This is a genomic window from Streptomyces sp. SID13726, from assembly GCF_010548375.1.
Taxonomy (GTDB): Bacteria; Actinomycetota; Actinomycetes; order Streptomycetales; family Streptomycetaceae; genus Streptomyces.
The window spans coordinates 127,760-141,810 of sequence record NZ_JAAGLY010000001.1 but is presented as its reverse complement, the minus strand read 5'-3'; the positions used below and the strand labels follow the sequence as shown (position 1 = coordinate 141,810).

The window sequence follows — 14,051 nt, the reverse complement described above, 5'->3', positions numbered from 1 at the left end:
ATAGGTAACCGTGCCATAACGGCGTTCCCGGGCCCGTGCCCGACACGCCGGGCAACTCGGCAAGGTTGTGGCAGGCTGCACCCGGGCAGGCCACACTCGACTAGCGGAAGCAGCGACGCACGTGACGTCGGCAGGCACCACCCGGGAGGTCCCCATGCCCGAACTGCGTGTCGTGGCCGTCTCGAATGACGGCACACGGCTGGTGCTGAAGGCTGCCGACTCAACGGAGTACACGCTTCCGATCGACGAGCGACTGCGCGCGGCTGTGCGCGGCGACCGTCCCCGCCTCGGTCAGATCGAGATCGAGGTCGAAAGCCATCTCCGTCCCCGCGACATCCAGGCGCGTATACGCGCGGGTGCCACCGCGGAAGAGGTAGCCCAGCTCGCAGGTATCCCCGTAGACCGTGTACGGCGCTTCGAGGGCCCCGTGCTCGCCGAGCGCGCCTTCATGGCCGAACGAGCCCGCAAGACCCCGGTCCGCCGGCCCGGCGAGAACGCCGGACCGCAGCTCGGCGAGGCCGTCCAGGAGCGGCTGCTGCTGCGCGGCGCCGAGAAGGACACCGTCCAGTGGGACTCGTGGCGCCGTGACGACGGCACCTGGGAGGTCCTGCTCGTCTACCGCGTGGCGGGCGAACCGCACTCGGCGAGCTGGACCTACGACCCGCCCCGGCGGCTCGTCCAGGCCGTCGACGAGGAGGCGCGCTCGCTGATCGGCGAGTCCGAGGACCTCGCGGCGCCGGAGCCCAGCTTTCCGTTCGTGCCGCGTATCGCCCGGCTGCCGCGCGACCGGCCGCTGGACCGCGCGCTCGACCGGCCGAGTCTGCCACCGGCCGAGCCCGCCGAGGAGGCCGTCGCCGAACGCGACTCGCTGACCAGCCTGTTGGAGGCCGTACCGAGCTTCCGGGGCGACATGGTCGTACCGGAGCGGCCGTCCGAGACGGCGACCGCCGAGGAACCGCCCGCGCCGGAGCCCGAGGTGGAGGAGCCGCCCGCTCCCGCGGCCTCGGCCGGTTCCGCCTACGCGGATGTCCTCATGCCGCGTTCGGTGGCCAGCCACCGCGACCGCCTGATCGGCGCCACCGACCGCCAGGCCGAGGCGGACGGCGTCCGTCCGGGCCGCAGAGCGGCGGTACCGAGCTGGGACGAGATCGTGTTCGGTACGCGCAGGAAGAAGCAGGAGTAGTCCGTCGTACGAGGATCAGGGCCGCGCTCGTCGAGTGCGGCCCTTTCCCGTCGTACGCCTTGCGGGAGTCACTGCGGGTCGGGGCCGACGGCGACCGGCCGGTCCGGGTCCGAGGACCACTCCGACCAGGAGCCGACGTACAGGGCCGCCGGGATGCCCGCGACGGCCAGGGCCAGCACCTCGTGGGCGCCGGAGACTCCCGAGCCGCAGTAGACGCCGACCTCGGTGCCGTCGGTCGCGCCGAGGGACTTGAAGCGGGCGGTCAGGTCCTCGGCGGGCAGGAAGCGGCCGTCCGGGCCGACGTTGTCCGCGGTGGGCGCGGACCGGGCGCCCGGGATGTGGCCGCCGACCCGGTCGATCGGCTCCACCTCGCCCCGGTACCGCTCCCCCGCGCGCGCGTCCAGCAGGACCCCCGCGCGGGCCAGCGCGGCGGCCTCGTCGGCGTCGAGGAGGCCGGTCGCGGCGGGAACGGGCCGGAAGTCGCCCTCGGCGGGGGTGGGGACGGCCGTCTCGGAAGTTCCCTCCCAGGACGGCAACCCGCCGTCGAGGACCCGCACGTCCGGGTGACCCGTCCAGCGCAGCAGCCACCACGCGCGGGCGGCCGCCCAGCCCTGTCCGCCGTCGTACACGACCACCGGCGTGCCCGAGGAGACACCCGCCCGGCGCATCGCGGCGCCGAACTCCGCGAGGTCGGGCAGCGGGTGCCGGCCGCCGGCGCCGGACACGCCGGCCAGCTCCCGGTCCAGGTCGACGTAGACCGCGCCCGGGATGTGCCCGGCCGTGTAGGCGGCACGGCCGTCGAAGGAGGGTGCGCCGGGTGTGGTCAGCTGCCAGCGGACGTCGAGCAGGACGGGCGGGTTCGGGCCCGCCAGCTCGCTCGCCAGTTCGGATGCGGAGAGGATGGCGTTCATGGCCACCATCCTTGCGCACGGGGTGGCCGCATCGCCCGGGTCCGGCTACTCTGCTCGGCCGGACAGTCCCGATCACGAGGCGTACGGGAACGGGCACATGCTGTACAGCCGATCGCCATCCGTCGGCCATCGCGCGGCAACGGACCGGGCGGTGCGCGGCGGGCACCCTCCGGGCACGGGAGGCCGTGCGGCGGCGCGCCCGGAGCGCGCGGCACCGCGGGTGGTGCGAGCATCGGCACGGAGGTCCGGACCGCGGACATGACACGGCCACCGTGAGGGGCCGAGGAGAGAGTGACGATGACCGAGGCAAGGGGGTCGGCCGCGCCGCCCGCTCGGCACACGCCCGGGACACCCTGCTGGGTGAGTCTGATGGTGCACGGGATGGGTGCCACCCAGGAGTTCTACGGGTCCCTGTTCGGCTGGGAGTTCGTGCCGGGGCCGCAGCAGCTCGGGCCGTACGTCCGGGCCCTGCTCGACGGCCAGGAGGTCGCCGGGATCGGCCAGCTGCCGCCGGACCGCCACCTGCCGGTCGCCTGGACGCCCTATCTCGCCTCGGACGACATCGACCTGACGGCGGAGACGGTACGGCTGTGCGGCGGCACGGTGGGCGTGGGCCCCGTGGACGCCGGTGAGGCGGGCCGGCTGGTGATCGGCTCCGACCCCTCCGGCGCGGTGTTCGGCGTGTGGCAGACGGCGGCGCACCTCGGCACGTCGATCGCGGGCGTCCCCGGCACACCGGCCTGGCACGAACTGCTCACCATCGAGACGGTGGGCGTCGCCAAGTTCTACGAGACGGTCTTCGGCTACGACGAGGAGCCGGTCGTCTCCGCCGACTTCGACTACGTCACCCTCCACGCCGGCGGCCGCCCGGTCGCCGGCCTCCACGGCATCGGCCACGCCCTCCCCCGCGACCGCGGCCCCCACTGGATGACCTACTTCCAGGTGGCCGACACCACCGCCTCCACCCACCTCCTCACAGACCTCGGCGGCCACGTCCTCCACCCACCCCACGACAGCCCACACGGCCGCGTGGCCACGGTGGCGGATCCGGAGGGGGCACGGTTCTCGCTGATCGAGGATCCACGCTGAGGGTTTCGGGTCGCCGAGGGTTTCGGGTCGCCGAAGGGGGCGTCCCTGCCGACCGTGCCCGTGACGGCGTCCGGTCAGAATCGTGCTCCGGCCGACGGGACCGGCAGGACGTCCGGGGAGAGTGCCGCCGCTCGTGCCGTGGTGGCGGTCATCCGGCGGCTGTGGTGGCGGCGGCACAGCACCTCGTAGCCGATGTCGGCGGCCTGGTTGACGTCGCCGACGACGACCTGGGCGCCCTCGACGACCATCTCGCCGTTTATCGTGCGGGCGTTGTGGGTCGCGCGGGCGCCGCACCAGCACAGGGCCTCGACCTGGAGGACCTCGACCCGGTCGGCCAGTTCGACCAGCCGCTGGGAGCCGGGGAACAGCTTGGAGCGGAAGTCGGTGGTGATGCCGAAGGCGTAGACGTCGAGGTCCAGGTCGTCGACCACGCGGGCCAGTTGGTCGATCTGCTCCGGGGCGAGGAACTGCGCCTCGTCGGCGATCACGTAGTCCGCGCGGCCGCCGCGGGAGAGGTGGTCGACGAGGTAGGCGTACAGGTCCTGGCCGTCCTCGACCTCGACCGCGTCGGTGACCAGGCCGAGCCGTGAGGACAGCTTGCCCTCGCCGGCCCGGTCGTCCCGGGTGAAGATCATGCCCGTCAGGCCGCGCGCCGAGCGGTTGTGCTCGATCTGGAGAGCCAGCGTCGACTTCCCACAGTCCATGGTTCCGGAGAAGAACACCAGCTCGGGCATGGCGAGTCGAGCACCTTTCGGTTTCTGGGGAGATGCGGCCGGGTCGGCGTCAGGAGCGTACTTCGAGCAGCGGGACCAGTTGCTCGGCGGGGGTCATCGAGCCGTGGTTGCCGACCATCGCCGACTCCTTCGGCTCCCGCTCGGAGGCGATGATGAGCACGTCGTCGCGGGCGGCGGCGATCACGTCGCCGAGCCGCTCGTACACTCGCCCGTCGAAGCGGTCCGGCGGCCCGAACCAGCCCGCCGCGATCGCCTCGTCCCGCGAGGCCACCCAGAACTGCTCCCCCAGCACCTCGCGCCAGCAGGTCAGCACGTCGCCCGCGGCACCCGGTACGGCGTAGACGTGGCGGGCCCGGCCTTCGCCGCCCAACAGGGCGACCCCGGCGCGCAGTTCCCAGTCCTCGTCGAAGTCGATGCGGTGCTGTTCGTCGAAGGAGATGTCGACCATGCCGTGGTCGGCGGTGACGTAGAGCGCGCTGTTCGGGGGCAGTTGCTCGGCGAGGCGCTGCACCAGCCGGTCCACGTACATCAGTTGACCGCGCCAGGTGTCGGAGTCGACGCCGTAGCGGTGGCCCGCGCCGTCGACCTCGGCGTAGTACGTGTAGACCAACGAGCGGTCCCCGCCGGCCAGTTGCTCGGCGGCGAGGTCGACCCGCTCCTCGCCGGCCGCCCGCCCGTGGAACGTCCCGCCGCTGAGCGCGACCTTGGTCAGCGGGGTGTTCTGGAAGACGGGCGAGGAGACCTGGGCGGCGTGCACCCCTGCCTGGTCGGCGAGTTGGAAGACGGTGGGGTACGGCTGCCAGACCTGCGGCTTGGTCCAGGGCTGCCAGCGCAGCTGGTTCATCAGCTCGCCGGTGTCGGGGTTGCGCACGGTGTAGCCGGGCAGGCCGTGGGCGCCGGGCGGCAGGCCGGTGCCGACGGAGGCGAGGGAGGTCGCGGTGGTCGCCGGGTAGCCGGTGGTCAGGGGGCGGCCGGTGCCGCCGCGCGAGCTGGCCAGCAGGGAGGTCATGAAGGGCGCCTCGTCCGGGTGCGCCTTCAGCTGCTCCCAGCCGAGACCGTCGATCAGGAACACGCAGTTCCGGTCGGCGGGCGTCAGCTCGGGGATCGCGGCGGTCAGGCCGGGTACGGCCATGCCGGCGGCCAGGGTGGGCAGCAGGTCGGCGAGGGAGCCGGTGCCGTACTCGGGGACGGGCGCGGTGTCGAGGGCGAGGGGTTCCGGGTGGTCCCAGGCGGCCGGCTGCGCCATCAGCGGGTGACGTCCGCGGTCGCCTCGGAGATGGACTGCGCGAAGGCGAGCGCCTGGCGCACGGTGTCCGGGCCGTCCCCGGCCTCGCTGACGCGCAGGCTGAGGTCGTCGGCGGTGGAGCTGCCGGTGTAGCCGTGGTCCGCCTCGCAGTTGGGGTCGCCGCAGGCGGCGGGCTCCAGGTCGATGCGGGAGACGGCGCCCCAGCCGATGGTCAGCACGACCTCGCGCGGCAGGGTGCCGGGCTGGTACTGCTCCGGGTTGGCGACGACGCGGCTGACCACGACCGACGAGATCCGGCCGAGCTTCACGGACTCGGTGGAGGTGGTGGCGTACGGCGTCGGGGAGGTGCTGTCGGCGGCCTGCTCGTCGGTGTGGCTGACGATGAAGCGGTTGCCGGTGAGGACGAGCACGGTCACGTGCCGCCGCACCTCGTTCTGGTCGAACGTCGTCTCCTGGTGGACCAGGTACGACCTGATGGTGTCGCCGCCCACGGCGGCCTCCACCGCCTCGGCCACGAGGGCCGGGTAGTAGCCGCTGCGCTCGATCGCCGCTCGCAGCCCCTGGGTCGTCGTACTGGTCTTGGCCATGACGTCCATCCTACGGTGGCCCGCTGACTGCGCGGCACCGCTCGCCGCAGCTCAGTACGCGGGGAGGGTCCGCGGGCCGAGGTCGTCACGGGCGGGCGGCGGCGCGAGCCGTACGGAGGCGCCGAGGACGCTCAGGCCGCGCGGGGCGACGACGACCGGCTCCAGGGTGACCGCGACGACCTCGGGATGGTCGTCGACCAGCCGGGACACCCGCTGCAACAGCTCTTCCAGGGCGGGTGTGTCGACCGGTGCGGAGCCGCGCCAGCCGAAGAGGAGGGGCGCAGTCCGGATCGAGCGGACGAGAGAGGTCGCCTCCCGGTCGGTGACCGGAATCAGCCGGTGCGCGAGGTCGCCGAGCAGCTGCGAGGCGGCCCCGGCGAGCCCGAAGGAGAGCACGGCACCGGCGGCCGGGTCGATCACGGCCCGGATCACGGTGTCGACCCCGCGCGGGGCCATCCCCTGTACGACCGGCCGCAGTTCCTCGGGCGTGCCGAACAGCTCGGTCAGCTCGGTGTACGCCCGCCGCAGCTGCTCCTCGTCCGCGAGATCGAGGCGTACGCCGCCGAGGTCGGCGCGATGGCGCAGGTGCGGGGCGGTGGCCTTGAGGGCGACCGGGTAGCCGAGGGTGCCGGCGGCTTCGGCGGCCGCGTCGGGGGTGAGGGCGGGCAGGGCGCGGTGCACCTGGATGCCGTACTTCCCGAGCAGTTCGCAGGTCTCCTCGGCGCCGAGGGTGAGGCCCTGCCCGCGCGTGAGGAGGCCGTCGATCAGGGTGGCGGTGCCCTTCTCGTCGATGTCGTCGTACTCGGGGACCTTGCCGGGTTCGGCCGCCTCCCTTCGCCACTGGGCGTACTGCACGACGTCGGCGAGGGCCCGCACCGCGCGCTCGGCCGCGGGGTAGGCCGGAATGAGACGGTCGCGGTTCTCGGGGGCGGGCGGCTGGGCGGGGGCCGGGGCGGCGCGCAGCCGGTCCAGGGCGCGGAAGGGGTGGTCGGCGCGGATCACCGGCGGTCCCGCGGCGGCCTGGGGTGCGGTGCTGGTCGCGGCGGAGAGGGCCTCCGCGAGGCCGCCGAGCTCGACGTGCACCACGAGGACCGGCTTGCCGGGGACCTGCTGGGCGGCGGACCTGAGCGCCTCGGCGAGCGCGGCGTCGCCCGCCGATCCCTCGCCGACCGCCGGTATCGCCGTCACGACCACCGCGTCGTAGGCGTCGTCCGCCAGCGCGCGCGACAGGGCGACGTGGAAGTCCTCGGGGGTGGCCGCCGTGGTCAGGTCCAGCGGGGGCGTCGGCCGGAGTCCCTCGGCCGCGCAGGCGTCGTACGTCAGCAGGCCGAGCGACTCGGAGTTGCCGAGGATCGCCACCTTCGGGCCCGCGGGCAGCGGCTGGCGGGCGAGCAGCAGGCCGGTGTCGACCAGTTCGGTGATGGTGTCGACGCGGATCACTCCGGCCTGCCGGAGCAGCGCGGAGACCGTGGCGTGCGGCAGCCGCGTGGCGCGGACCGCGTGGCCCTGCGGGGTTCCCGCGCCCTGCACGACGACCAGGGGCTTCGCCGCCGCCGTACGCCTGGCGAGGCGGGTGAACTTGCGCGGGTTGCCGATGGACTCCAGGTACATGAGGGCGACGTCGGTGTCCGGGTCGTCGTACCAGTACTGGAGGACGTCGTTGCCGGAGACGTCCGCGCGGTTGCCGCAGGAGACGAAGGTGGAGACGCCGGTCACGCCGGTGACGCCACCGCCGCGCCGGTGCAGCCGGGAGAGCAGGGCGATGCCGATGGCGCCGGACTGGGCGAACAGGCCGATCCGGCCGGGGCGGGGGGTCTCCGGGGCCAGTGAGGCGTTGAGCCGGACGGCCGGGGAGGTGTTGATGATCCCGAAGGCGTTCGGGCCGATGATCCGCATGCCGTACGCGCGTGCGTGCCGTACGAGTTCCCGCTGGCGCTCGCGCCCCTCGGGCCCGCTCTCGGCGTACCCGGCGGAGAGCACGACGAGTCCCTGCACGCCGTGCGCCCCGCACTCGGCGACGACTTCGGGGACCTCGTCGGCCGGTACGGCGACGACGGCGAGGTCGACGGGGCCGTCGATGTCGCCCACCGAGCGGTGCGCGGGGATCCCGTCGAGCTCCTTGCGGCCTTCGGGGAACGCCTTGTTCACGGCGTACAGGCGGCCGGTGAACCCGGCGTCCCGGATGTTGTCCAGCACGCTGCGGCCCACTCCGCCGGGGGTGCGCCCGACGCCGACGACGGCGACGGACCCGGGGGTGAGCAGCCGCTGCACGGACCGCGCCTCGGCACGCTGTTCGCGCGCGTACTGCACGGCGAGCGAGCGGTCGGTGGGCTCCAGGTCGAACTCCAGGCGTACGACGCCGTCCTCGAAGCTGCGCTTCTGGGTGTACCCGGCGTCGGTGAACACCTTGATCATCTTGACGTTGGCGGGCAGCACCTCGGCGGCGAAGCGCCGGATGTCGCGCTCGCGTGCGACGGCCCCGATGTGTTCGAGGAGGGCGGAGGCGACACCGCGCCCCTGGTGGGCGTCCTGGACCAGGAAGGCGACCTCGGCCTCGTCGGCGGGGGCGGAGGCGGGCATGCCGTCGGCGCCGATGCGGTCGTAGCGTACGGTGGCGATGAACTCGCCGCCGACCGTGGCGGCGAGCCCCACCCGGTCCACGAAGTCGTGGTGCGTGAAGCGGTGGACGTCCTTGGCGGACAGGCGTGGGTAGGGCGCGAAGAAGCGGTAGTACTTCGACTCGTCCGAGACCTGCTCGTAGTAGCTGACCAGGCGATCGGCGTCATCGACGGTGATGGGCCTGATGCGCGCGGTGCCGCCGTCGCGCAGCACCACGTCGGCCTCCCAGTGGGCGGGGTACTCGTGCCGGTCCGACGCGCTCTGCATGGGCCCCAGAGTACGGCTCGCGTAGGACAACGGCGCGAGGCAGTCTGTGGAGAACGGGCGAGAGCGCACGAGGACTCGCCAGGACGGCAGTCGGACCGAGGCCGCGGTCCGACCGCTCACCCCGGAAGGGACTTCGGGTCCCCTCCGGAGACGCTTCACGTGTGGGAAACTGGTCTAGACAACCCTGAACACCGAAGGGCAGCATCACATGGCTGAGCGCCGCGTCAACGTCGGCTGGGCCGAGGGCCTCCACGCCCGCCCCGCTTCCATCTTCGTCCGGGCCACCACGGCCGCAGGTATCCCGGTGACGATCGCCAAGGCCGACGGCAACCCCGTCAACGCGGCCTCCATGCTGGCCGTACTGGGCCTGGGCGCCCAGGGCGGCGAGGAGATCGTCCTCGCCTCCGACGCCGAGGGCGCGGACGCGGCCCTCGACCGGCTCGCGAAGCTCGTTTCCGAGGGACTCGAGGAACTTCCCGAGACCGTCTGAGCAATGGTGTGACAGCACACCGAAAGGGCTCGTCCGAATTATCGGGCGGGCCCTTCTCATTTCACTTTCGAGGGCATCGGAAATAGCCCCCAGCGAATTCTTACCTCTTTGTATACGGTGCCCGTGTTAATGCCGCGGACCCGTCACGTTTACAGGATGTTGCGAGGTCCTCACACGGTCCGCGCGGCCCGGCCCGGGGGTGGGCCGCAGCCGGTGCAGGGCGCCGGAGCGCTCGGTGTGCAGCGCGGTCACCGCCCGCGCGCGCTCGCCGTCGCCGCGGGCCACCGCGTCCACGATCGCGCCGTGCTCCGCCCAGGACTCCACCGGGTCGGCGGGCGCCTCCACCACGTACATCCAGGCGATCTTGTGCCGCAGCTGGGTCAGCATCGAGGACAGCGCGGGGCTGCCGGAGGACTGGGCGAGCGTCTCGTGGAACCAGCCCCCGAGCGAGCGCAGATCCTCGCTGTTGCCCCGCCTGGCCCGCTCCTGGCCCAGCCGGACCAGGCCGCGCAGCACCTTGAGGTGGGCCTCGGTGCGCCGCTGGGCGGCCCGGGCTGCCCCCAGCGGCTCCAGCAGCATCCGCATCTCCAGGAGGTCGGCGCCCTCCTGCTCGGTCGGTTCCGCGACGCACGCGCCCGCGTGCCGCCGGGTCACCACGAAGCCCTCGGCCTCCAGGGTGCGCAGGGCCTCCCGGACGGGGACGCGGGAGACGCCGTAGCGGCGGGCGAGCAGTTCCTCGGTGAGCCGGCTCCCGCGCTCGTGGACACCGGCGACGATGTCGTCCCGGATCGCCGTGCATACCGAGTGCGCCGGAATACGCATGTCCGACCTCCGTCTTAATCCCCGTGAAACGTCGCCGATTGACGTGTGTTCCGTGACTCTATTGCAATGAGCGGGAATTTCCGACGGCGGACCGGAATCCAGGGATATTTTTTGGACAACGGGGCGGTGGAAACGACGAAACCCCGGCTCGCGGGGAGCCGGGGTCTCGCGGAGATCGCGCGGTGGGCCGTCAGACGCTGACGCCGTGCGAGCGCAGGTAGGACACGGGGTCGATGTCCGAGCCGTACTCGGCGGTGGTGCGGGCCTCGAAGTGCAGGTGCGGCCCGGTGACGTTGCCGGTCGCGCCGGACAGGCCGATCTGCTGGCCCGGGGTGACGGACTGGCCGACCGAGACGCCGATGGACGACAGGTGGCCGTACTGCGTGTACGTGCCGTCGGCCATCCTGATCACGACGTTGTTGCCATACGACCCGCCCCAGCCGGCCTCCACGACGGTGCCGCGGCCGACCGCGTGCACGGAGGTGCCGCTGGCGGCATGGAAGTCGACACCGGTGTGGCTGCCGGAGGACCACAGGGAGCCGCCGGACTTGTAGCCGGTGGAGATGTAGGAGCCGGAGATCGGGGCGACGAAGGCGTTGAGGCGCTTGCGCTCGGCCTCGCGGGCGGCGTGCTCCTTGGCCTCGCGTATCTCCTCGGCCCGTGCCTCGGCCTTGCGCTTGGCCTCGGCGGCGGCCTTCTTGCGCGCGGCGGCCTGCTCCTGGGCGACGGCCTGGGCGTCGATCTGTTCGGCGAGCGAGTCGCCTGCGCTGACCACGGGCATGAGCCCGGTCTGCTCGACGGAGTTCTCGGCGGCGATGGCGGGGGCGGCGACGGCGCCGATGACGCCGGTGGTGGCGAGGGCCGCGACACCGGCCGCGCGGGCGGTGGTGCGCTTCATGCGGCTGGGACGGCGGTGCTTCCCGGTGGCGCAGGTGAACGCCATGTGGTGGCTGGTCCTTTCCTTCCTTCTCGCCTACCGGGTTAGCTGACGGGTTCGGAGCAGGAAGGTCTCCTACGGACCCCCTCGCGCAGCGCGCGGGCGTCCGATTCACCCCAGGGACAACGAGTTTGGGTCCCCGGCTCCCCTGGCTCGCGCCATACGGGGACTCGGCGATGACTGTCCGGTGCCGCGGACGCGGCGCGGTGCCTGACGGACAGCCTGGGCGACGCTATGCGGGCGGACTTTCGATCCCCAAACCGATCACGGTTTTTGTAGCGCATCCCACAGGGCAGACAGGCAACCTCCTGCCCAATTCGGACATCTAAGGAAGCCGGGCATCGCAGGGGCCCTGGAGACGCTTCCGTCTCCAGGGCCCCTGCGCGGTGCGTGTCCCTACTCGGCCGGGACGACCTTCACCTCGCCGATGCCGAGGGCCTCGACGGGCTCCTTGATGGCGGCCGCGTCGCCGACCAGGATCGTCACCAGGCGGTCCACCGGGAAGGCGCTCACGACGGCCGCGGTGGCCTCCACGGTGCCGGTCGCGGCGAGCTGCTGGTACAGCGTCGCCTGGAAGTCGTCCGGCAGGTGCTGCTCGACCTGGTCGGCCAGCGTGCTCGCCACGGCCGCCGCGGTCTCGTACTTGAGCGGCGCCACACCGACGAGGTTCTGCACGGCCACATCGCGCTCGGCGTCGGTGAGGCCGCCCTCGGCGAGCGTGCGCAGCACCTTCCACAGGTCGTCGAGGGCGGGACCGGTGTTCGGGGTGTCGACGGAGCCGCTGATGGCGAGCATCGCGGCGCCCGAGCCGTCCGGGGCGGACCTGAGGACCTGCCCGAACGAACGCACGCCGTAGGTGTAGCCCTTCTCCTCGCGCAGGACGCGGTCCAGGCGGGAGGTGAGGGTGCCGCCGAGGCAGTAGGTGCCGAGCACCTGCGCGGGCCACACGCGTGCGTGCCGGTCGGCGCCGACGCGGCCGATCAGCAGCTGCGTCTGGACGGCGCCGGGACGGTCCACGATGACGACCCGGCCGGTGTCGTCGGCAGTCACCGGCGGCACGGGGCGGGGCTCGGCGGTGGAGCCGGTCCAGGAGCCGAGGGTGTCGCCGAGGAGGGCGTCCAGATCGATGCCGGTGAGGTCGCCGACGACCACGGCGGTCGCGGTGGCGGGCCGGACGTGCTTCTCGTAGAAGGCGCGTACGGCCGCGGAGTCGATGTTCTCGACCGTCTCCTCGGTGCCCTGGCGCGGGCGCGACATGCGCGAGTCCGCCGGGAACAGCTCCCGGGAGAGCTCCTTGGCGGCGCGCCGGGAGGGGTTGGCCAGCTCGTGCGGGATCTCGTCCAGGCGGTTGGTGACGAGCCGCTCGACCTCGCTGTCCGCGAAGGCGGGTGCCCTGAGGGCGTCGGCCAGCAGACCGAGCGCCTTGGCGAGCCGGGAGGCCGGCACCTCCAGGCTGAGACGGACGCCGGAGTGGTCGGCGTGCGCGTCGAGGGTGGCGCCGCAGCGCTCCAGCTCGGCGGCGAACTCCTCGGCGGAGTGCTTGTCGGTGCCCTCGGAGAAGGCGCGCGCCATGATCGTGGCGACGCCGTCCAGACCGGCCGGCTCGGCGTCCAGGGGCGCGTCCAGGAGCACCTCGACGGCGACGACCTGCTGGCCCGGACGGTGGCAGCGCAGGACCGTCAGGCCGTTGCCGAGCGCCCCGCGCGCGGGGGCCGGGAAGGCCCAGGGCCTGGCGTCGCCCGCCTGGGGCTGGGGGTGGAATTCCATCGCGGCGAGCTCGCTCACTGGGCCGCCTCCTCGTTCTCGTCCTGGTCGGCGGGGGCTTCGGCTGCGGTGGGTTCGTAGACGAGCACCGCGCGGTTGTCGGGGCGCAGGGTGGCCTTGGCGACCTCCTGGACCTCCTCGGCGGTGACCTCGAGGACGCGCTGGACGGCGGTGAGGGCGAGCTGCGGGTCACCGAACAGGACGGCGTAGCGGCACAGTTCGTCGGCGCGGCCCGCGACGGTGCCGAGCCGGTCCAGCCACTCGCGCTCCAACTGGGCCTGGGCGCGCTCCATTTCCTCGGTCGTGGGGCCCTCCTCGGCGAACCGGGCGAGCTCCTCGTCGATGGCGGTCTCGATGACCGGCACCTCGACGTCACCGGAGGTCTTCACGTCCAGCCAGCCCAGGGAGGGCGCACCGGCCAGGCGCAGCAGGCCGAAGCCGGCCGCGACGGCCGTACGGTCGCGCCGTACGAGGCGGTTGTAGAGGCGGGAGGACTCGCCGCCGCCGAGGACGGTCAGCGCCAGGTCGGCGGCGTCGGCCTCGCGGGTGCCGTCGTGCGGGAGCCGGTAGGCGGCCATCAACGCGCGCGCGGGGACCTCCTCCTCGACGACCTCGCGCAGCTGCCCGCCCATGGTCTCGGGCAGGGAGCCGTCGCGGGGCACGGGCTTGCCGTCATGGGCCGGGATGGAGCCGAAGTACTTCTCGATCCAGGCGAGCGTCTGCTCCGGGTCGATGTCGCCGACGACCGACAGGACGGCGTTGTTGGGCGCGTAGTAGGTGCGGAAGAACGCGCGCGCGTCCTCCAGGGTGGCCGCGTCCAGGTCGGCCATCGAGCCGATCGGGGTGTGGTGGTAAGGGTGGCCCTCGGGGTAGGCGAGCGCGGTCAGCTTCTCGAACGCGGTGCCGTAGGGGACGTTGTCGTAGCGCTGCCGGCGTTCGTTCTTCACGACGTCGCGCTGGTTCTCCATCGACTCGTCGTCGAGGGCGGCCAGCAGGGAGCCCATGCGGTCGGCCTCCAGCCAGAGGGCGAGCTCCAGCTGATGGGTCGGCATGGTCTCGAAGTAGTTGGTGCGCTCGAAGCTGGTGGTGCCGTTGAGTGAGCCGCCCGCGCCCTGGACGAGCTCGAAGTGCCCGTTGCCGTGCACCTGCTTCGAGCCCTGGAACATCAGGTGCTCGAAGAGGTGAGCAAGGCCGGTACGTCCCTTGACCTCGTGGCGCGAGCCGACGTCGTACCAGAGGCACACCGCCGCGACCGGGGTCAGGTGGTCCTCGGAGAGCACCACCCGCAGCCCGTTGGCCAGGCGGTGCTCGGTCGCTGTCAGGCCCCCGGTGCCTGCCTGGTCTGTGGCCGTGTGACCCATGGGCATGTACGTCCCTTCGATCGCGGTCGCGGTCCTGGAAA

General features: G+C 72.8%; 12 protein-coding genes and 1 riboswitch. Of the genes, 3 read left to right on the top strand and 9 right to left on the bottom strand.

Going from position 1 to position 14,051, the window contains the following annotated elements; all coding sequences use genetic code 11:
- Window positions 1–154: 154 nt before the first annotated feature.
- Window positions 155–1,183, top strand: coding sequence for a septation protein SepH (sepH, locus tag G3I78_RS00585; protein ID WP_164420712.1), 1,029 nt, complete (start codon window positions 155–157; stop codon window positions 1,181–1,183).
- A gap of 68 nt (window positions 1,184–1,251) precedes the next feature.
- On the opposite strand, the gene G3I78_RS00580 is transcribed toward sepH, so the two are convergent.
- Entirely contained in the window at window positions 1,252–2,094 is an 843-nt protein-coding gene (locus G3I78_RS00580) for a sulfurtransferase (RefSeq protein WP_164420711.1), read from the bottom strand.
- 297 nt (window positions 2,095–2,391) lie between these two features.
- Here G3I78_RS00580 and G3I78_RS00575 point away from each other — a divergent pair, with 297 nt between their 5' ends.
- On the top strand, window positions 2,392–3,183 hold the full coding sequence (locus G3I78_RS00575; RefSeq protein WP_164420710.1) for a VOC family protein: 792 nt from the start codon (window positions 2,392–2,394) through the stop codon (window positions 3,181–3,183).
- 74 nt (window positions 3,184–3,257) lie between these two features.
- On the opposite strand, the gene G3I78_RS00570 is transcribed toward G3I78_RS00575, so the two are convergent.
- The 4 genes from G3I78_RS00570 to G3I78_RS00555 are packed head-to-tail and all read right to left on the bottom strand — an operon-like array spanning window position 3,258 to window position 8,636.
- Window positions 3,258–3,917: a thymidine kinase gene (locus G3I78_RS00570; protein WP_164420709.1), complete on the bottom strand. Its 660-nt coding sequence runs from the start codon at window positions 3,915–3,917 to the stop codon at window positions 3,258–3,260.
- Window positions 3,918–3,966: 49 nt separating this feature from the next.
- Window positions 3,967–5,163: a nucleotide pyrophosphatase/phosphodiesterase family protein gene (locus tag G3I78_RS00565; RefSeq protein ID WP_164420708.1), complete on the bottom strand. Its 1,197-nt coding sequence runs from the start codon at window positions 5,161–5,163 to the stop codon at window positions 3,967–3,969.
- Window positions 5,163–5,759: a DUF5998 family protein gene (locus G3I78_RS00560; protein WP_164420707.1), complete on the bottom strand. Its 597-nt coding sequence runs from the start codon at window positions 5,757–5,759 to the stop codon at window positions 5,163–5,165. Before G3I78_RS00560 ends, G3I78_RS00565 begins: the two co-directional genes overlap by 1 nt.
- A 42-nt stretch (window positions 5,760–5,801) precedes the next feature.
- Window positions 5,802–8,636, bottom strand: coding sequence for a bifunctional GNAT family N-acetyltransferase/acetate--CoA ligase family protein (locus tag G3I78_RS00555; protein WP_164420706.1), 2,835 nt, complete (start codon window positions 8,634–8,636; stop codon window positions 5,802–5,804).
- A 208-nt stretch (window positions 8,637–8,844) separates the two neighbouring features.
- Between G3I78_RS00555 and G3I78_RS00545 the strand changes: the two genes are divergently transcribed.
- Window positions 8,845–9,126, top strand: a complete 282-nt coding sequence (locus tag G3I78_RS00545) for an HPr family phosphocarrier protein (RefSeq protein ID WP_107907491.1) — start codon at window positions 8,845–8,847, stop codon at window positions 9,124–9,126.
- A gap of 126 nt (window positions 9,127–9,252) precedes the next feature.
- On the opposite strand, the gene G3I78_RS00540 is transcribed toward G3I78_RS00545, so the two are convergent.
- From G3I78_RS00540 to G3I78_RS00525, 4 genes are all read right to left on the bottom strand, one after another.
- Window positions 9,253–9,948 (bottom strand): GntR family transcriptional regulator, encoded by a 696-nt coding sequence (locus tag G3I78_RS00540; RefSeq protein ID WP_164420705.1) that lies wholly within the window; start codon window positions 9,946–9,948, stop codon window positions 9,253–9,255.
- Between the two features lie 190 nt (window positions 9,949–10,138).
- Entirely contained in the window at window positions 10,139–10,891 is a 753-nt protein-coding gene (locus tag G3I78_RS00535; RefSeq protein WP_164420704.1) for a M23 family metallopeptidase, read from the bottom strand.
- 12 nt (window positions 10,892–10,903) lie between these two features.
- Window positions 10,904–11,071, bottom strand: a riboswitch (cyclic di-AMP (ydaO/yuaA leader).
- A gap of 210 nt (window positions 11,072–11,281) precedes the next feature.
- Entirely contained in the window at window positions 11,282–12,670 is a 1,389-nt protein-coding gene (locus G3I78_RS00530; RefSeq protein WP_164420703.1) for a pitrilysin family protein, read from the bottom strand.
- A complete protein-coding gene (locus G3I78_RS00525) occupies window positions 12,667–14,016 on the bottom strand; it encodes a pitrilysin family protein (RefSeq protein WP_164420702.1) in 1,350 nt (449 codons plus the stop codon). Before G3I78_RS00525 ends, G3I78_RS00530 begins: the two co-directional genes overlap by 4 nt.
- Window positions 14,017–14,051 lie beyond the last annotated feature (35 nt).